Below are 19,393 nucleotides of genomic sequence, written 5' to 3' on the forward strand. Positions count from 1 at the left end.
CTTTCCTCTATTCGACCATTCCTCTTTTATCTAGTGGCCGCTCCATCGTCCCAGTAAATCCATTCATATATTCAACCTTATTGCCATGCTGAAAACGCCACACCGGTGCTAACACCTGTATCTCAGCGTCATATTTAAACCCATAATATCCGAGTGAAATGCTATCTATACTTTCTCCGCTCTTAATTACTTCTTTTTCGATCAGTGAGCGTAGAGCTGTATAAGCAGTAATAATTTTGCGACCTGATCCTTGATTTTTCACCAGTAAATAGGTCTGCTTATATCCTCTAATAAATCCATCAGCAATGTGTAGCTCTAGTGGCGCGACGAACATCGGTAACCCATCATGCATCTGCCAATATACCGGGGCAGATAGCGTCCAGTTGACATCCTCTTTATACTGATCTGCGAATTTAATGGTGCTGTGTAGTTGATTTAAGACATCCTTTGGGCTTTTAAAATCGCGGATGGCGACGGGCTTTTCAAGTCGTGATTCTAGTACGGTATTGTCTACAACCACCTGCTGGTCTGCCATCTCCTCCTGTTCAAAGGTCGCTGACGTCACATACTCCACATACAGATAGTTTAATAAAGGTGTTTCCTGTGGGATATCCATCTTGAGCGTGATGTTTTGCTTTGATAGATAGTTTTCAATCTCCCACTGCGTGTTTTGAGCAGATTCCGACTCTACGCCATGCTGCAATTTTGATAGGTAAACCTGATAGCCAAGAAAAAGATTAAGCGTCAGGAAGGCAAGAATCAGAATGGTTTTCGTCTTACTCCAGTCCACTCACTTTCCCTCCTTTTGGCACAGCGCTGCGAACATCAATGATTTTATTATACACGCCTTCCAACTGCACCACCCAGGCTGGGATTAATTGCATGTATCCCTTTTGCTCTATCAATTGATACGCCAAATATATGTTACTGACTTTTTCCGTATCGATTTTATTCTCTTGTAAATAGGTAATCAGATCAGTGCCAGAAGCGACATTCACTTCCTTATAGCCAAAGAACGTATCTAAATCAATCAACGACCTTCTCATTGATTGAACCTGACCTTTATCCATATTAAGCTGGATGTTGTCTATTAATTTAGAATCCTGGCTGATTACCGGGAAGGCTCCTAGATATTGACGGAAAATGATTTGAGAGTTACTCTCCGTGCGTTCTTCCATTGAGCGTAAGCGGAAATCATCAATCCATCCCATGTGCTGGTTTATAAAAGAAACACTCTCTTGAAGCTGTTCATAGGCGGTCATTTGTGTATCGCCAGCTTGCCAAACTGGTGTGGTGAGAGTCATTAAGTGTTGCCCATTACGCACCTGAACAGACCGAGTACCATCCGTATAAATATTCGTACCGTCCCTCTCTACGATCTGTCTGACCAAGCCCGGATCGAGAAAGTAGCTCTCTAGTAACTGCTTGCGTGAAATAGGTAGATAGTTGTAATTATACATACTCATGACACTTGGCTTTTTGGGTAGATAATAAATGCTCCAGAAGGATAGCTTATCTTGTACGATATACGGTGATCTTTGTGGGTCCTTATACGTTTTTAGGATCTGCTCCGGCAAATTCTTGCCAAACAAAAGATAGGAATTGCGTAGGTCTTTAGGACTTACGGCTGTCTTGGCCCGAAAGCTTTGGTGATCCTTCGTTGACAAAAATAGAGCATACACCGTATCATCTGCTTCCTCATAGTACAGCCAGACTCGGTCTATTCCTGTTAAACGCTGATCAACGTCACGCAACGTCAGTACCTGTTCCATAACGGAAATGGGGATGAGAGAATTATATTGCAGCTCTAACCCCAGCTTTTTGCGAGTTAAGCTATCCCACTTTTCTTCCGTCATAGGGTAATAGCTAAATTCATTAAAGTACCAATTCTGCACCTGTCCCATCAGGATTCGATACACATCATCACTGGAGATCGCTTTGGTATGACGATCTTCCCCATAATGAAAAAGAATAGCATCAGGGACCACAAAATCCTTCGCTTGCTTAGATGCACCCTGTTTGTCGGCAGGGACGAAGGTGGCAGGTGATATAAATTCTAGCTGAGGCTGATTGTTAAGAAGAAGGGAAGTCCAAATCAGACTGAGCAGTACCAGTACCACAAGCACGACAGACTTGATATTCTCTATCCGCTCTCTGCTCAAGCTTCCTCTCCTCCTTTACCTAACGGAATCCAGAACGTTACGATGGTCCCTTCATTCCACTCACTCGAAATTTGTATCTCTCCGCCATGTGCTTCTACCAAATCCTTCGCGATAGCTAGTCCTAAGCCTGTGCCCCCCTGACTGCGAGACCTTGCTTTATCTACGCGATAAAATCGCTCAAAAATCAACCTTACATCCCGCTTGGGAATCCCGATGCCTGTATCTTTTACAGAAATATATGCGCGCTGTTGTTCGTTATCAGCACGAGCCTCTACCGTTACTTCTCCGCCCTCTGGCGTATATTTGAGTGCATTAGACAACAAATTATCCAGAACCTGAGTAATTGCATCATCGTCCATATAGACATTGTCCAGACCTTTTGTATGGGATAGCGTTAGCTTGATCCCATTTTGTTCACACTGCATCGTAAAACGCTGGGTTGCGTAGAGTAAAAGCTCAGTCATGCTTACTTGTTTTCGGTTTAATTGAACACCTTGTGCATCAAATCGTGTAAGTTGCAATAAATCATTTACCAATCGAATCATACGATCCGTCTCATTCATTGTGACACGCAAGAATTGGTTCGATAGCTCTGGCACTTCCACAGCTCCATCCATGAGTGCTTCTGTGTAGCTTTTAATGGTAGTAAGCGGGGTACGCAGCTCGTGTGATACATTAGCCACAAAATTACGGCGTTGTTGCTCTGTGCGTTCCTGCTCTGTAACATCCTGCAACACAGCAATAATTCCACCCTTTTTGCCACTATCCTGTTGGAGTGGAGTAATTAAGACCCGCAGCATAATCACTTCACGATTGGATACCATCATCTCTAAGAGAAGGGGCTCCACCTCTTGAAACAAAGGCATTTCTTCCTCAGGTGGCAGGCGAAGTACATCATAGATACTACGCTTTTGCTCTAAAACATCTGCTTCCTTTACCTCAAGCATCTCTTCTGCTGATCGATTCATTAGAATAATCGTACCATCTCTGTCGGTCGCCATGACACCATCGCTCATGTTTGCTAATATTTGCGATAGTTTTTCCCGCTCTTCCTCTTCTAGTAAAACTGCCTCTTTTAAGCGTGCCGTCATATAGTTAAAGGTACTGCCAAGCTGACCAATCTCATCATCGCTATAAATGTGCACCGATCGGTTAAAATCTCCGTTAGCTACGGCCTTCGCCTGACGCGTCATTTCTTTGACAGGCTTCGTGATGGTTTGCGCTAATAAATATCCCAACACACCTGTTACTACTAAAGCGATAAATGTTCCTGTAGCAAAAATATTAGTGGTCTGACGAATGGTCGTATACAAGCCTTCAATCGAAGCAACCATGTATACAGCTCCATATACCACATTACCCTTTTTGATGGGGACAGCTAAGACCTTTACTCGCCCTTCAGTAACCGGGTCGATACGCATCGACTCGTTGCGTGTCCCAAGGAGTGCAATGGTAATCTCCTTCTGGGCAGTACGCTGCCCGATAATCGCCGGATTATCTTCCGAGGTGCTAATCACCGTTCCATTCGCATCGACTACCTGTACATGTGCCTCTTTAAAGGACATGTTACGAATCAGATTATCTATATCGGTTTTTACATCCTGTCCATTATGGTCATCAGGACTGCGTGTCTGGCTAAAATATTTCTCTAATAGAGTAGACAATAAGGTAGCCTGTCCGTTTAAGCCTTCTGAAAAGTTGTTGGTATAGTATTTTTCTACTTCACGAGTAAAATAGGCCCCGATGACCTGCATCGCCATTAGTAGTAGCAACATATAGATGACGACTACTTTCCACTGAACTGTTTTGAACAGCTTCAGCTTACCCATGAAGTGATCCCCCCGTGGAAGGTTGTTTCATGGTGTAGCCAAGCCCACGTCTCGTAATGATATAAGTAGGCTGACTTGGATCATCCTCAATCTTTTCTCTAAGACGTCTAATTGTGACATCGACAGTCCGCACATCACCGAAATAATCATAGCCCCATACCGCTTGTAGCAAATGCTCTCGTACCATGACCTGTCCTTGATGCTTTGCCAGATAGACGAGCAATTCAAATTCCCGATGGGTTAATTCCAGGGTCTCATCTAACTTTTTTACTGTATAAGAATACAAGTCAATCTCTAGGTCTCCAATACGGAAAAGATGCTTGTTCTGTTCCCCTTGCTTTGGTTTTTGCCTGCGAAGCTGGGCTTTTACACGAGCTAATAGCTCGCGTGTACCAAATGGTTTCGTCACATAATCATCAGCACCTAATTCTAAGCCTAGTACTTTATCCAACTCCGAATCCTTAGCTGTTAGCATAATGATCGGCATCTCGTATTCCTGTCGTACAATCCGACACACATCCATACCATCTCGACCAGGCAACATAATATCTAATAAAATTAAATCAGGCTTTTCTTGATGTACCAACCGAAGAGCTTCCTCACCATCGTATGCGCACACCACCTGATAGCCCTCTTTTTCTAAAGCAAATTTCAATATATCAGCAATTGGTTTTTCATCATCCACTACGAGGAGTTTCGCCAATGGATTCACTCCTTTCAACTACTCGATCTATTCTCGTACTCTATCCATTCCACTTTAACGAATAATTCCCTTTCAAGCAATCTACAAAGCCTCACATAACTAGTAGAGAAAAAGAAAACAGACCACCCTGACATATCTGTCAGAATTGGTCTGTTGAATTGTCTATAGTTAGCGTAACACAGAAAGCGGGTTTACCAAACGCCCGTTTTTGTGCACTTCAAAATGAAGATGGACACCTGTAGAGTCACCTGTAGAGCCCATAATACCAATGGCGCCACCTTTGCTGACAACTTGTCCAACTTTTACTTTTGCACTACGCAAATGTCCATAAAGGGTTTGCGTTCCATTTCCATGATTAATCGTAACGGAAATACCATAGTCTCCATTCCAGCCAGCTTGGACAACGCGACCGTTATCTGCTGCTTTCACTGTACCTGATCCCGCAATATCAATACCTTTATGCATACGTCCCCAGCGAGTTCCAAATCCACTGCTGATATAGCCTCTAGCTGGCCAAGCAATTCGACCGGTACCACGGTCTGCAATGACCTTTGTACCTTTTTCAATAATTTTTGAAACTGGTTGTTGAATCATATCTTCATCGATCATCTTCGTTGCTACAAGCTGACCATTTTCTTTTATATATTCGTATTGAACACGTTTTAAACCATTCTTACCTTCTTGAACTACTTTCGATTCGCCTTTAGGCATTTTTGCATTCGATTTTGTTTCAATTTGATAAAAAATATTTTCGTCCTTAGTTGCGTTTTCCACCACTTGAACCGTCACATAAGGGCGAATCTCTGTAACATTTAATTTTTGATCCAATTGAAGCAACGTATTCTCAGTAACACCAGGATTGTTTTTAAAAATCTCTTTTTGGGTAATTCCATATTGTTTAGCAATTCCGCTAACTGTATCACCAGACTTAACAGAATGTGTTGTTTCTTGTGCCGTACCCTTAACCAATACTTCTTCTAGTTTTTCAGCCGGTATAATCTTGTCAGCCGGTACAGTTTCTGCATCAAGGGAGATCTTTTCCTTGAATTTAACTGACTTAACCTGTTTGTCAGTCGGTAGGGAAGCCGCCATAACTTCTTGATTCTTCGTTTTCTTCATCGGAACGCCACTGAATCGTTCCTTGATATCAGCTAAAATTTTATCTGCTTGTTCTTGATTAGCCGCATAACCTACAAGTTTGCCTTCAACCATTACCTTTATTGCTTCAACCTGAATATTTGCTTCTTTTTCAAGTGTTTGAAGTGTTTCTTGATTATTTACCTGCCCTTTAAATACCTGTTCTTCTGCAAACGTGATATTATCACTTAGCGTAAGCGGGGCATGATGTTTCTGTTCCTGTTCCTTTAAGCGTTCTTCCGTCCATTGCCTCACCACTTCAGGGTTGTCCACCACACCCATCTCTTTACCATTTAGCATGACATGATAAAGGGGAGTCATATTAGAAGTGTAGTAATAATTCGCATAGGTTACGCTAGTAGCACCCATTACAAGTGTTACAGCTACAGTAACAGATTGTTTCTTATGGCTAAGGATATATGCCCAAGCACGGTCTGCAATTCGTCTGGAACTTTGATTACATGTATCAAGCAATGGCTTGACACGCTGAACCAACCAGTCTTTCCATTCGGCCGGTCGCATCATTAATACCTCCTATAAGCCTTTCCAACATCAACATTACTCGCGAAAAGTTGAAAAAACAAAATGTTCCAGCACAATGTGTCTGGAGTTAAATTATACCTGTCAAATTTCCTAATTAAGCCAACTTATTAAACTGTATCACATCACAGCAATCGACATCAAGTGTAAAATCCAGTCGAATAAATAGTTATGTGTCGAGTAATAATAAAGTCACAAGAGTGCAAAAGAATAACAAGGTACTTTTTACCTGTATTATAACGATTATTTTCATAGGAAATAATACCCATGATATGTGAAAGAAATAAAGGTCGACACTGGTGAAAAATGGGTCAGTTCATTTCATACTTCTCAACGATTGGAGGTAATTTCTATGAAAGAAATTAGTATTTTAGCAGGCTTTTCATCTCTTCAAAGCGCTCAACAGGCAGCAGACGAATTACGGCAGCTGGGGTGCTCTACAGTTCAAATTGATGATGTAAGTAGTTATCCTGGAAAAGGTGTAAATAACATAATGAATCCCATTACTGGGGATATACCCAATTTGGGAAGTATGACGTTAAGCGGAGACTTCCCTACTGGCCGTGATGCTAGTGTTCTGGCAGCTGCCGACCCTTCGGCTAGCGGCATGACTGATCGAGGTGCTGAAGCTAGTATGCCAGGTCTGCTGCTAACCTGCCTAGTTGATGATGCCATCAGTAGTAAGGCCAATCAAATTATCCAATCCCATGGTGGTATGATTTAGCTTGGGGAAAAGGGAAAAGGACTGTTTTTTATCGTCTACATGTATCCACATAGACGAAGAAGACAGTCCTTTTCTTTGCTACTATGGTTTTTTGGCGATTTAGACAACAACAAACCAATTTAGTGGTTCATTGCGTTTCATTTCCATTTCAATCGTTATCCCCTGCTATTCTACTGTTCATGAATCCTGCATAACCTAGTTAATAGCTACCATTGAAGTAATGTCACGGATAGATAATCTACGAATTTCTTTCTTTTTGTTTGTGTCATCTTCTCTTTTGCCAAGTACGAAGCAAACATATCCCTTGCTTACATGGGTCATGGTTCCGCTGATGATTACACCATTAAACATTTTAACTTCCACGTCTTTGCCAACCAATGTCATCGCTCTTTGATCGAATCCCATTATCAAGCACCCCGTTTTCATTTGGTATACGATACGATATGCCCAGATGGTGGGTACTGGTGACTGTCCCAAAATAATTTTTTTGTAGAGGAAGAAAATCCTTATTTCCGTATATAAAAAAGCGGCTCTATGCTATTTACTAGCATAAGAACCGCTTTTTTATTTTGGGAAGAAACTATACGTAAATGCCTCTTACTACGTTTGTTTGTTCACGATCAGGTCCAACGGAGAAGATGGACATAGGTACCCCTGTTAGCTGTGTGATGCGCTCGATATAGTGACGAGCAGTAGCCGGCAGTTCATTTAAATCACGAATGCCCGTAATATCTTCACTCCAACCCTCAAGCTCTTCATATACTGGTTCACATTCAGCCAGTACCTTTAGGCTTGCTGGGAATTCATTTAAAATCTCACCTTTGTACTTATAAGCCGTACAAATTCGAAGTTTGTCTATGCCAGACAGTGTATCTAGCTTCGTAATTGCTAAACCAGTGATACCACTCACGCGACGGGCATGACGAACCACAACAGTATCAAACCAGCCGATACGGCGAGGTCTTCCTGTTGTTGTACCAAATTCAAATCCTACCTCACGGATGTGATCACCTGTTGCATCATGTAATTCTGTTGGGAATGGACCGTCCCCTACACGTGTTGTATATGCTTTCGCCACACCAATTACTTGATTAATTTTGGATGGTCCTACACCAGAACCGATGGTAACTCCACCCGCGATCGGATTTGACGATGTCACATATGGATAAGTACCTTGGTCAATATCAAGTAATACCCCTTGAGCTCCTTCAAAAAGGACACGGTTTCCGTTATCAATAACATCATTTAACACAACCGATGTATCAGCTACGTATGGACGAATGATTTCAGCATACTTCAGATATTCTTCATAGATATCTTCTAGTTTAAAGCCTTCTTCGTTATATAGCTTTTCAAGAATGCGATTTTTTTCTATCAGATTCCGAGCTAATTTCTCTTTAAACTCTTCTTTGTCCATCAAATCAGCGATACGAATACCAATACGTGCTGCTTTATCCATGTAAGCAGGACCGATACCTTTACGAGTTGTACCGATTTTGTTTTGGCCTCTGCTCTCTTCTTCTACTCCATCTAGCTTAATATGATACGGTAGAATAACATGAGCACGATCGCTAATTTTTAAATTGTTAGTAGTGAACCCATGACCGTGCAGATAATCTAGCTCTGCTACCAATGCCTTAGGATCAATAACCATACCGTTTCCAATTACGCAGATTTTATCCTTATAAAAGATCCCGGATGGAATCAAGTGAAGCTTGTATTTATTCCCATCAAAAATAATTGTATGACCAGCATTGTTACCTCCTTGGTAACGTGCTACTACCTCTGCTGTTTCTGCCAAATAATCTGTAATTTTTCCTTTTCCTTCATCGCCCCATTGGGTTCCTACAACCACGACTGTTGACAATGAACACACCTCCTGATTAATAATCAGAAAAACAAACTCATTTTACTAAAGCAAAGCCCAGATGTCAATCAAATCACGAACATTTTATAATCCTTATTACTATATGTTCGTAAATACATATTCATTCTATGCCAAAAAGGAGCAAGTTCCCCTGTCCTTTTACCTATTTTTCTTAGTATATGCCAAAAAAAGAAAAAATGGCGGTAATAAGCTCTTGTTGTGCCTAGTAAAAACAAGAAATATGTATTTTCTATCCCGATACAACACAATAAAAGCCATCTTCTCGAATGGAAGATGGCTTTTGTTTGTTACCCTACTTCTCGATAACGATGGTCTAGGCTGACGAATTTATTGAATTCCTTTAAGAAAACAAGCTCAACGGTTCCCGTAGGACCATTACGTTGTTTGGCAATAATAATCTCGATAATATTTTTCGCTTCCGTTTCCTTATCGTAGTAGTCATCACGATATAGGAAGGCAACAATATCAGCATCCTGCTCAATTGAACCTGATTCACGGATATCTGACATCATTGGACGTTTATCTTGTCGTTGCTCAACAGAACGGCTTAACTGTGACAAAGCAATGATAGGTACGTTTAGCTCACGAGCAATCCCTTTTAACGTACGAGAGATCTCAGATACTTCTTGCTGACGGTTGTCACCTTTTCCTCGGCCCTGAATTAACTGCAAGTAGTCAATTAGAATGAGTCCTAATCCTTTTTCCGTTTGAAGACGTCTGCATTTCGCACGAATATCCTGTACAGTTATACCTGGTGTATCATCAATATAGACGGGGGCCTTAGCTAAAGTACCGATCGCCATCGTTAGCTTTTGCCAATCATCTTCTTCCAATCCACCAGAGCGCATACGGGAAGCATCTAAGTTACCTTCCGCACAAATCATACGTTGAACAAGCTGAGATGCTGACATCTCGAGAGAAAAGATAGCTACTGTTTCATTCGCCCTTGCAGCAACGTTCTGCGCCACATTCAAAGCAAACGCTGTTTTACCTACAGAAGGACGGGCAGCTAAAATAATCAGGTCAGACCGTTGAAAACCAGCCGTCATTTTATCTAAATCAGGATAACCAGATGGAATACCTGTTATATCGCCTTTTCTTTGGCTCAAAAACTCAATACGTTCATAGGTTTCCATCAAAGCATCACGAATAGGAATAAATCCTCCGCTATTGCGGTTTTGTGCGATCTCTAGGATATATTTTTCCGCATCTGCAATGATTTCGCCTACTTCATCTTCACGTGAGTAACCATCATTAGCAATTTTAGTTGCTGTACGGATTAATCGACGAAGTAATGATTTCTCTTCTACGATTTTGGCATAATACTCAATATTAGCTGCTGTAGGAACAGAGCTAGCGAGAGATGTTAAATAGACAACACCACCCGTTTCTTCCAAGACCTTTTGATCCTGTAAATCTGCTGTAACGGTTACAAGGTCAACCGGCTCGCCTCTTTCATAAAGAGCAAGCATAGTATTGAAGATACGCTGGTGAGAAGTTTTATAGAAGTCTTCTGGGCGAAGGAGTTCCATCGCAGTAATAAGCGCTTCTTTGGATAAGAAAATCGCACCCAACACCGATTCTTCCGCCTCTATATTTTGCGGCGGCACTCGGTCCAAATATAAATCGCTCACTTCACACCCCTCAACTTCTGTTCAAATTTTACTCTTCTACTACATGCACTTTTAAAATCGCTACAACATCGTGATGTAGCTTTGTTTTTACTTGTGTAACACCTAAGGAACGAATAGGCTCCATATCTAATTTACGTTTATCCACTTTTACGTTAAATTGCTCTTCCAACGCTTCTACTACCTGCTTGCTGGAAATTGCTCCAAAAAGACGTCCGCCCTCACCGGCTTTCCCTTTTATTTTAACGGTCATTTCATTCATTTTCTCAGCCAATTGTTGGGCTTCTAATTTTTCTTGCTCTTTTCTTTTATCTTCGCTCTTTTTTTGCGCCTCTAAATTCTTAACATTTCCATCTGTTGCTTCTTTAACTAAGCCTCTTGGCAGTAAGAAATTGCGAACATAGCCCTCAGACAATTCCTTGATTTCACCTTTTTTACCTTGTCCTTTTACGTCCTTCAAAAAGATTACTTTCATTTGAAACGTCCTCCTTTACAATTCTGTATCTATAACATCTTTTAACAATCGTACAGCATCAGGAATGGCAATATCTTTCATCTGAGTAGCAGCCCCATTTAAATGACCGCCTCCACCCATTTTTTCCATGATTGACTGTACATTTATATCACCTAAGGAACGGGCACTAATTAAAACTACTTCATCAGCTCGCATAGCAATGACAAACGAAGCCTGGACTCCTTCAAGTGTTAATAGAGCCTCTGCTGCTTGTGCTACCTGCACCTGAGAGTAGGTTTCCTTAGGGTCACCCACTGCAATTGCCATCTTGTCACGATACACCTCTGTATTCATAACTACGCGTGCACGTTTGACAAACTGCTGGATATCCTCTTTTAAGAAACGTTGCACCATTGCTGTATCGGCTCCATTCCTCCGCAAGAAAGAGGCTGCCTCAAAGGTACGTGAACCTGTACGGAATGCAAAGCTTTTGGTGTCTACTACAATCCCTGCTAATAGTCCCGTAGCAGTCACGCTATCCAGGCTGACACGATCATTCTGGTACTGTAGAAGCTCAGTGACTAGCTCGGCTGTAGAGGAAGCGTATGGCTCCAAATATAACAGAACTGGATCATTAATAAACTCCTCAGAACGTCGATGGTGATCAATCACCACAATGCGGCTAGTTTCTTGCAACAGACGGGATTCAATCACAAGTGACGGACGATGTGTATCTACAATCACTAATAAAGTTCTTGAAGAAACAATCTGTAGGGCTTGATCTGGTGAAATGAATGCTTCCGTTAGCGGGGATTGATTCACTTCCTTCATAAGTCGTTCAATCGCTGGATTAACCTCGTCTAACACGATAAAACCTGGTTTGTTGTGTATTTGTACGGTTTTTATCACACCAAGACAAGCACCGATAGAATCCATATCGGCATTTTTATGTCCCATGACAATAACTTGCTCAGCTTCGTGGATTAAATCACGTAGCGCATGGGCAATAACCCGCGCACGAACACGCGTCCGTTTTTCAACGGCATTCGACTTACCACCATAGAAGGTTAATTTGTTTCCAACTTTCACTGCTGCTTGGTCACCACCGCGTCCAAGAGCAATATCCAGACTGGACTGAGCATTCTTGCCCACTTCCACTAGGCTTGGCATTGCTGCACCTACCCCAATGGATAACGTAATAGGAATCTTGTTGTCTGCTGTCATTTCGCGTACGACATCCAGGATATCAAAACGTGTTTCCTCTAACCGATCTAAGGTAGCGCGATCCATAACCGCTAAAAACTTATCAGAACTCATGCGACGAAGTAAAATCCCATGCTTCTGCGCCCATTCGAGTATCACACCAGATACACTGGTCGTAAGCAATGTACGGCTTTGGTCGTCCATTACCTGCCCCAACTCATCAAGATTATCTAAATGAATGATACCCACAATAATTTTTTCTTGCTGATACCGAATAGCTAGCTCTTTATATTCAGTTACATCAGTAAAATACAGTAAACGTTCTTCAGGGCGAATTAATACCTCATAAATTCGCTCACCAAAGGTAAAATCCAGTTTCTTCTGTTCTGCTTTCCATTCAAGCGCAGGAAATACTTCAGCTAATTCTTTTCCGATCAAATTATCCATATTGGTCATTTGTTGCATATAAGGATTCGTCCACTCAACTTCTCGATCCTCATTAAACAGCAGTATCCCAATGGGCATTTCCTGTAATACGCCCTCGCTTGCCTTCTTAACTCGATGATTAATAGTGGCAATATACATTTTTAAGTCTTGCTGAAATCTCTTTTCAATTTGAAGCGTGGCTAATATGAGACCGATAATGCACACTATCCCTATCGCGCCATATATCCAGTGATATAACGTCAAGATGGCGACAAGCACTAAGCTAAAACTTAAAGCTAAAACCATATGTAAGCCATACCAACGTTTAAACAGGAACTTGGGCATTTACTCAGCTCCTCTTCACTTTCTACTCTCAAGTCTTGTACGTAATCGTATGCCCAAATCAAGCAATCCCACGAATCCTAATACGGTAGCCAACAATAATACTACCCCGCCTATAGTAAGTATAGTAGCTAGGATGAGAAAAATAAATACTCCAGCAAAGACATATGGGAAGCGCCATTTGCTCTTATATTTATCAACAACGAATGCTACAAACCCTAACCCCTGAATGAAAAAGAGGAATTGTAGAGCATAAAATAAGTTAAATAACAAAGAACCACTCGTCGTTTGACCCATTGTATTTCTATTGAAGAGCATGAACAGCAACGTTACCACATAAAAAAAGAGAAGTGATCTCGGTAACTGCCATTCTCGTATAGGTGGCAAAGCTGGAATTTTAATGGACAGTCTTTTACAAATTAGTCGTGCAATCCAATGAATAATCGTGGTAGATACAAAGCTACCAAACATAATGATAAACGGCAACAGGATGGTCATCATCTCAAATATATCCGTTATCAATTTTTTCCATGCCTCTACAGTATACTCTGGAGGTCTTAGCTCTAAAAGCTGCTGATTATTTAATACCATCTCTTTACCTTGATGAAACTGCTGAACAATATCAATACCTATAAGCTTCGATGAGACATACACTAAAAATACATAAGACAGCGCTTTAACAATAGAACCTGCAAAAATACCTGGAAATGCTCGATTGGTATTCTTGTACGCATAGCCCATCGCCCAGCCCAACAGTACGGAAGATAGTGCAAAAATAATACCAATAATCGAGCTAATGATCAGTCCAAGCACAGCAAATGCTATCGATACGATAATCATTTGTTTACCTGTACGTCTCATCGCTAAAATAATGAACGGAATAGGCAACAAGAAAGAGAATACGCCAGATAGAGGAGTTGTCAGGCCTAAAAAGAGAAATACGCCTGCAATTCCCAGTAACAAAGCACTTTCTGCTAGTTGTTTTGTTCGATTAGGCAAAAAGGAGCGACTCCCCTCTTATAAATATGGAAAAAGAGGGGCCACGCTCTGTGCCCCCCTTTGACTTTATTGATTCTATTCAGCCGTATATGGCAGCAACGCTACTTGACGAGCGCGTTTAATAGCGATTGTCAATCTACGTTGGTATTTAGCAGAAGTACCAGTTACACGACGAGGTAAGATTTTACCACGCTCACTGATGAACTTCTTAAGAAGATCAGTGTCTTTATAATCGATCTTTTTAATCTTATTAACAGTAAAGTAGCAAACTTTACGGCGTTTATTAGGACGTCCTTTACGTGCCATGAGAGTCCCTCCTTTTCAAGTTATGATAGTTTACATACGATCTAGAACTTAACTAGAAAGGCAAATCATCATCTGAGATGTTAATCGGCTTTCCAGAATCGGCGAAGGGGTCATTAAATGAATCGTTATTACCTTTGGAAGCCGGACGTGTACCACCATAGCTTGGACCAGGGTCATAGCCGGTGTTTCCTTCACTCGCTTCACGTGAGCTTAGGAACTGCACGTTATCTGCAACAACTTCTGTTACGTACACTCTTTTACCCTCTTTATTATCATAGCTTCTGGTTTGTAAACGACCTTCTACGGCAGCTTTTCTACCTTTACGGAGATAGTTTGCACAAAGATCGGCCAATTGACGCCATGCTACAATATTGATAAAGTCCGTTTCCTTTTCGCCACCGGCTCCAGAATAAGGACGATTTATCGCTAAGGTAAAGGTCGTTACCGCAACACCATTGGGCGTATAACGCAATTCAGGGTCCTTTGTTAAGTTTCCAATTAGAATAACACGATTTAGCATAAGACTCCCTCCCCGCGACAACGATTATTGATCTTCTCTTACGAAAAGGAAACGAATAACGTCGTCGTTAATTTTCATCAAACGCTCAGTTTCAGTAACAACTTCAGCGTTAGCTTTAAAGTTCATCAAAACGTAGAAACCATCCTTGAACTTTTGGATTTCATAAGCAAGACGACGCTTACCCATTTCTTGAAGCTTGGTGATTTCTCCACCATTGTTAGTCACGACTTCGCTATAACGAGCTACATTCGCTTTCACTTTCTCTTCTTCAAGGTCTGGACGCAATACGTACATTACTTCATATTGACGCATACCTTCTTCACCTCCTTTTGGACTAGCGGCCCTTTTAAAAAAAGGACAAGGAGCGAGTGCTAATGAAACCTACTAGAGGCACCCATTTCCATACTCGCATTTAAGCATTATAACAAACCATTAGGGACAAATCAAGAGATTACACGTTGAAACGGAAATGAATAACGTCGCCATCTTTTACCACGTATTCTTTACCTTCCAAGCGATATTTCCCTTTTTCACGAGCAGCATTCACATTGCCCGCCTCTACTAAATCATTATAAGCCACTACTTCAGCACGAATAAATCCACGCTCAAAGTCTGTATGAATAACACCAGCAGCTTGAGGAGCCTTAGTTTCTTGACGAATCGTCCATGCGCGTACCTCTTGAACCCCAGCGGTGAAATACGTAATCAAACCAAGCAAGGAATAAGCAGCGCGGATCAAGCGATCAAGACCTGATTCTTGCAGGCCTAGCTCTTCTAGGAACATTTCCTTGTCTTCGCCTTCCAATTCAGCAATTTCAGATTCTACTTTAGCACTGATAATGACTACTTCAGCGCCTTCAGCTTCAGCATGCTTGCGAACTGCTTGTACATGTGGATTCTCGTCAGCAGTATGAATGCCGTCTTCCGCTACATTACAAACATACAGCATTGGTTTAATTGTCAACAGGTGCAGGTCACGAATGATTTTAAGCTCATCTTCTGTTAGCTCAACGCCACGTGCTGCTTGACCTTCTTCAAAAGCGGCTTTTAATTTTTCTAATACCTCAAGCTCTACTTTTGCCTCTTTATCCCCTGACTTCGCTTTGCGCCCCATACGGTCAATCCGGCGAGCAACAGAATCTAAGTCAGCAAATACCAATTCCAAATTAATGGTTTCGATATCGCTTAGTGGATCTACCTTACCTGCAACGTGTACAATGTTCTGATCTTCAAAACAACGTACCACCTGTGCAATCGCATCTACTTCACGAATATGGGCCAAAAATTGGTTCCCCAATCCTTCCCCTTTGCTCGCTCCTTTAACCAAACCAGCAATATCCACGAATTCAAAAGCGGTAGGTACAACTTTGTTTGGAACAACGATCTCTGTTAATTTGTTTAAACGTTGATCAGGTACTTCAACGATACCAACGTTAGGATCAATGGTACAGAAAGGATAGTTTGCAGATTCAGCACCCGCTTGTGTAATCGCATTAAATAAGGTAGATTTACCAACATTCGGAAGACCTACAATTCCAACGCTCGAACCCATATATATATACACTCCTTATTTTCCGAAATAGAACATGCTCTCTAGTATAAAGACTTACTGGTTATAATACAATCATAACCGCTTCCAATCTTTAATAGAAAGAGTTCCCACAATAAGAACTTAAATTGTTTGTTCATATTCCTTTAATAACTTATAAAAGTCGTCTTTATTAATAGAGTTTCTTTAAAAATGTACAGCAGTAATGGCACACCTTTTCCATTTCTTTTTTTACTCTCTAAGTTATGCTCCTTAGTTCTACACAAGCGTACTGCCAAACTGGATCATTAAAGAAAGTGTTTCGTGAGTAATTACCATGCTCTCACCCCCTTCCTTTTGGGGATGAGCCGACCGCCAACGAGGAGCACCGATCTATTGTATTAAGAAATTTATAACAGCAAATTTTTAAAAACCAAATGGCCCAACAAATGCAAAATTAAAGCTTCTAAGAAAAATGATATACTGCTTAATATAACTATTTCCTCTAATTGGAATTGCATTTGTTTTTTGGTATACTTTCCCTGATATGTAAGATTTGTTTTTTAATTAACTACGTTAAGGAGGCGTTCTATTACGATGATTAAAAAGAATACAATCTTGTATAATATGTTTTTCTTTTTCCTGCCCCTTTATCTACTGTATATTTTTCTAAATACAGAGCGTTTGCATAGCCAGTACTTTGAGATAAGATTGATTCCGTTTGAAAAAATCATAGATTTCATTACCCACTTTGAAACATTTAATCGCTATGAATTACTAGGAAAAATCCTACTTTACATTCCTATTGGGATTCTTATACCTCTGTTATTTAGCTCAATAAACAACATGTTAAGAACTTTCTTGTTTACCCTAACCCTCAGCTTTTTAATGAATTCAGTTAAAATAGTATCTCAGGCTGGTTTCTTTGAAATCGATGATATCATACTTAATGTAATAGGTGGTGTGATAGGATTCGTATTTGTTAAAGGCTTGTTTTCTCTTAAAGAAATCTTGTTTAAAACTAATGAATCTCACAAAGAAAGCCGACTGCAACTTTAAGCAGCCGGCTTTTTCTTAATTTATTTTCGAGCGACGATTACAATATTACCTTTTGCTGTAGTACCATCGTTACCTTTACTTAATAAGAAATAGTACTTACCAGGTCCTATATTTATAAATTCATCGGAATCAGAACCGTTTAATTTCATTTTTACTCTCCCAATATAGCTCTCTGAAATTCCACCCACACGATAAAGCTCCATAGTAAAGTGAGGTAAATCGGTGTCTGGTGTATCGGTATTTGTGTAAATATAAATACTATTGTAGCCAGATTCTAAAGTAAACTTATCTGTAGCAACATCTTCTTTTTTAAATTTAAAATCTAAATTATAGTCCATTTGCCAGAATGCTGTAACAACTTCCTCTAACAAAGCTTCGTCTGCACTAGCAAATTCAGTAATATTATCTTCTACTTCTTCACCTGCTCTTGCTTTTGCCTCTCTAGCTTTTTCTAATTCTACTTCTGTAGCAATATGCGTTGACAAACGAATACTATTTTCGCTTATTTCTAGCCCGCTCTTTGTTTTCTCTTCAAATGCAAAGCTGACTGTCGGAATAGTTAAAATCGATGCTAAGCAAGATAAAGCAATGATACTTTTAAACACCTTTTTCAAAATAAGCAACCCCTTGAAATAGAATATTTTTTTTCAATTAATTATATTCAATAATTACAATATTTGTAAATTAATTCCCAATATACAGCAAATTTTTATTCTATTTCCATTTATTACTTCTAAATACAAATAGTTGATACCTTGATAACTTATTGAATTGGATTAAAAGTTTATATCTTGTAAACTATGTAACGAATTAAAGCTCTTACGGAATCATTTGATTACTCTGCTAAAGTCGTAAAAAGAAAATCAACTGAGGCGCTGCAAGAAGAATTAGAGGCTCGACTAGAGAACATGGAAAAACGATCACAAAGACAAATTGAAGCTTGGGAGAAAGAATTAATTACTGACGAGGATTTAGTTAATTCAAAAAAACGAATTGAAAAATAAAGAAAAGAAATACTTGAAGCCCTACAACCGATCTATTGTAACAAGAAAATTATAACAGTTAATCAAAAAAATCCAAGCAGGTTGCTAGAAATAAAAAAAAGCGTTTTCGAGGAAACTCTCTCTAAACTATTAAGATTGCAACATAAAAAACGCACCCTTGAGGTGCGCTTTTTTATTCTAACTATCTAGGAATATTGCCATGCGGGTTTCTAAATTTTGATATCACGATACTATTACCAAAATTATCAGTTGCTAAAGTTGCAGTGAAAAGATCTGTGCGTGTCAGACCGATTTCTTTGAACTTATACACTTTGGCGTTATTCCAAGTCCAAATTTCCCCTTGTTTGCTTGGGGGAATATTCACAGTGAAGGTGTCTTTATAGACTTCCTTGTTAGACCATTCTTTACCCACTTCAGCTGCGAAAGCCTTTTTAAATTCCCCTCCTACTTTAATTGATGTCTTAGAGTACGAATCCCTTTCAACCACCCGAACCCATTCAAAATCCTTTTTTGTTCTATTTTCAGTGTAGTCAACTTTATAATCAAATTTTATAGTTCCAACATATTCAGCAAATTCGTATGTATCCATTAATGATGGTTGGATACCTTTACTTTTTTTATCGTTGTTAGTATTTTGTTCCCTGATGAGAGTTTCTTTTGTAAATCCATTTTGCTCCATAAATTTTTGTGCCTTTTCAGGGTCATCAATATAAATAACAGGTACTGTCTGTCCCTTTTCGCTTGTGATGTATTCAATCTTATCTGGTATGATACTGCTATCACTTAATGAAACAGGTAAATCATTTGCTTGGACATTGGTACTTGTCCAAGGAATGGTGACTCCGATAGATAGTACAGCCACTAAGGATAACGCTGCTAGCCTTTTCATGATACTTATTCCTCCATTGTTGTAAAATTTAAACATTTTATATAATAGC

General features: G+C 40.1%; 19 protein-coding genes. 2 read left to right on the forward strand and 17 right to left on the reverse strand.

Features of this window, described 5'->3' with window-relative positions; translation table 11 throughout:
- Positions 1-7: 7 nt before the first annotated feature.
- The 5 genes from BrL25_RS09945 to BrL25_RS09965 all read right to left on the reverse strand — a co-directional run bounded on the left by BrL25_RS09945 (position 8) and on the right by BrL25_RS09965 (position 6,356).
- Positions 8-790: a two-component system regulatory protein YycI gene (locus BrL25_RS09945; RefSeq protein ID WP_018671201.1), complete on the reverse strand. Its 783-nt coding sequence runs from the start codon at positions 788-790 to the stop codon at positions 8-10.
- Positions 777-2,162 carry a YycH family regulatory protein gene (locus BrL25_RS09950; RefSeq protein ID WP_018671202.1) on the reverse strand — a complete coding sequence of 462 codons (1,386 nt, stop codon included), beginning with the start codon at positions 2,160-2,162 and terminating at the stop codon, positions 777-779. Before BrL25_RS09950 ends, BrL25_RS09945 begins: the two co-directional genes overlap by 14 nt.
- Positions 2,159-3,991 (reverse strand): cell wall metabolism sensor histidine kinase WalK, encoded by a 1,833-nt coding sequence (walK, locus tag BrL25_RS09955; RefSeq protein ID WP_018671203.1) that lies wholly within the window; start codon positions 3,989-3,991, stop codon positions 2,159-2,161. The genes BrL25_RS09950 and walK overlap by 4 nt, the downstream gene beginning before the upstream one ends.
- Positions 3,984-4,694, reverse strand: coding sequence for a response regulator YycF (yycF, locus tag BrL25_RS09960; protein WP_018671204.1), 711 nt, complete (start codon positions 4,692-4,694; stop codon positions 3,984-3,986). The genes walK and yycF overlap by 8 nt, the downstream gene beginning before the upstream one ends.
- 168 nt (positions 4,695-4,862) lie before the next feature.
- Entirely contained in the window at positions 4,863-6,356 is a 1,494-nt protein-coding gene (locus tag BrL25_RS09965; RefSeq protein WP_081621599.1) for a peptidoglycan DD-metalloendopeptidase family protein, read from the reverse strand.
- Positions 6,357-6,723: 367 nt separating this feature from the next.
- Between BrL25_RS09965 and BrL25_RS09970 the strand changes: the two genes are divergently transcribed.
- A complete protein-coding gene (locus tag BrL25_RS09970) occupies positions 6,724-7,095 on the forward strand; it encodes a hypothetical protein (RefSeq protein WP_018671206.1) in 372 nt (123 codons plus the stop codon).
- A 195-nt stretch (positions 7,096-7,290) separates the two neighbouring features.
- Here the strand turns inward: BrL25_RS09970 and BrL25_RS09975 are convergent, their stop codons facing one another.
- The 10 genes from BrL25_RS09975 to ychF all read right to left on the reverse strand — a co-directional run bounded on the left by BrL25_RS09975 (position 7,291) and on the right by ychF (position 16,416).
- Positions 7,291-7,500, reverse strand: coding sequence for a hypothetical protein (locus tag BrL25_RS09975; RefSeq protein WP_018671207.1), 210 nt, complete (start codon positions 7,498-7,500; stop codon positions 7,291-7,293).
- Positions 7,501-7,675: 175 nt separating this feature from the next.
- Positions 7,676-8,962 (reverse strand): adenylosuccinate synthase, encoded by a 1,287-nt coding sequence (locus tag BrL25_RS09980; RefSeq protein ID WP_018671208.1) that lies wholly within the window; start codon positions 8,960-8,962, stop codon positions 7,676-7,678.
- Between the two features lie 308 nt (positions 8,963-9,270).
- Positions 9,271-10,617, reverse strand: coding sequence for a replicative DNA helicase (gene dnaB, locus BrL25_RS09985; protein ID WP_018671209.1), 1,347 nt, complete (start codon positions 10,615-10,617; stop codon positions 9,271-9,273).
- Positions 10,618-10,645: 28 nt separating this feature from the next.
- The gene (gene rplI / locus BrL25_RS09990) at positions 10,646-11,089 is read right to left on the reverse strand and encodes a 50S ribosomal protein L9 (protein WP_018671210.1); all 444 of its coding nucleotides are present in this window, start codon (positions 11,087-11,089) and stop codon (positions 10,646-10,648) included.
- Positions 11,090-11,104: 15 nt separating this feature from the next.
- On the reverse strand, positions 11,105-13,042 hold the full coding sequence (locus BrL25_RS09995) for a DHH family phosphoesterase (RefSeq protein WP_099327244.1): 1,938 nt from the start codon (positions 13,040-13,042) through the stop codon (positions 11,105-11,107).
- A gap of 15 nt (positions 13,043-13,057) precedes the next feature.
- Positions 13,058-14,038 carry a DUF2232 domain-containing protein gene (locus BrL25_RS10000; RefSeq protein WP_018671212.1) on the reverse strand — a complete coding sequence of 327 codons (981 nt, stop codon included), beginning with the start codon at positions 14,036-14,038 and terminating at the stop codon, positions 13,058-13,060.
- 75 nt (positions 14,039-14,113) lie between these two features.
- The gene (gene rpsR, locus BrL25_RS10005; protein ID WP_018671213.1) at positions 14,114-14,344 is read right to left on the reverse strand and encodes a 30S ribosomal protein S18; all 231 of its coding nucleotides are present in this window, start codon (positions 14,342-14,344) and stop codon (positions 14,114-14,116) included.
- 52 nt (positions 14,345-14,396) lie between these two features.
- Positions 14,397-14,864 carry a single-stranded DNA-binding protein gene (ssb, locus tag BrL25_RS10010; RefSeq protein ID WP_003334008.1) on the reverse strand — a complete coding sequence of 156 codons (468 nt, stop codon included), beginning with the start codon at positions 14,862-14,864 and terminating at the stop codon, positions 14,397-14,399.
- Between the two features lie 24 nt (positions 14,865-14,888).
- On the reverse strand, positions 14,889-15,176 hold the full coding sequence (gene rpsF, locus BrL25_RS10015; RefSeq protein ID WP_018671214.1) for a 30S ribosomal protein S6: 288 nt from the start codon (positions 15,174-15,176) through the stop codon (positions 14,889-14,891).
- Positions 15,177-15,315: 139 nt separating this feature from the next.
- Positions 15,316-16,416: a redox-regulated ATPase YchF gene (ychF, locus tag BrL25_RS10020; RefSeq protein ID WP_018671215.1), complete on the reverse strand. Its 1,101-nt coding sequence runs from the start codon at positions 16,414-16,416 to the stop codon at positions 15,316-15,318.
- 573 nt (positions 16,417-16,989) lie between these two features.
- On the opposite strand from ychF, the gene BrL25_RS10025 reads away from it, so the two are divergent.
- Positions 16,990-17,451 carry a VanZ family protein gene (locus BrL25_RS10025; protein ID WP_018671216.1) on the forward strand — a complete coding sequence of 154 codons (462 nt, stop codon included), beginning with the start codon at positions 16,990-16,992 and terminating at the stop codon, positions 17,449-17,451.
- Positions 17,452-17,471: 20 nt separating this feature from the next.
- Here the strand turns inward: BrL25_RS10025 and BrL25_RS10030 are convergent, their stop codons facing one another.
- Together BrL25_RS10030 and BrL25_RS10035 are read right to left on the reverse strand one after the other, a co-directional pair.
- Positions 17,472-18,065 carry a hypothetical protein gene (locus BrL25_RS10030; RefSeq protein ID WP_018671217.1) on the reverse strand — a complete coding sequence of 198 codons (594 nt, stop codon included), beginning with the start codon at positions 18,063-18,065 and terminating at the stop codon, positions 17,472-17,474.
- A gap of 571 nt (positions 18,066-18,636) precedes the next feature.
- The gene (locus BrL25_RS10035; protein WP_018671219.1) at positions 18,637-19,344 is read right to left on the reverse strand and encodes a hypothetical protein; all 708 of its coding nucleotides are present in this window, start codon (positions 19,342-19,344) and stop codon (positions 18,637-18,639) included.
- Between the last annotated feature and the right edge of the window lie 49 nt (positions 19,345-19,393).

The sequence above is a fragment of the Brevibacillus laterosporus DSM 25 genome (genome assembly GCF_002706795.1).
Lineage (GTDB): Bacteria > Bacillota > Bacilli > Brevibacillales > Brevibacillaceae > Brevibacillus_B > Brevibacillus_B laterosporus.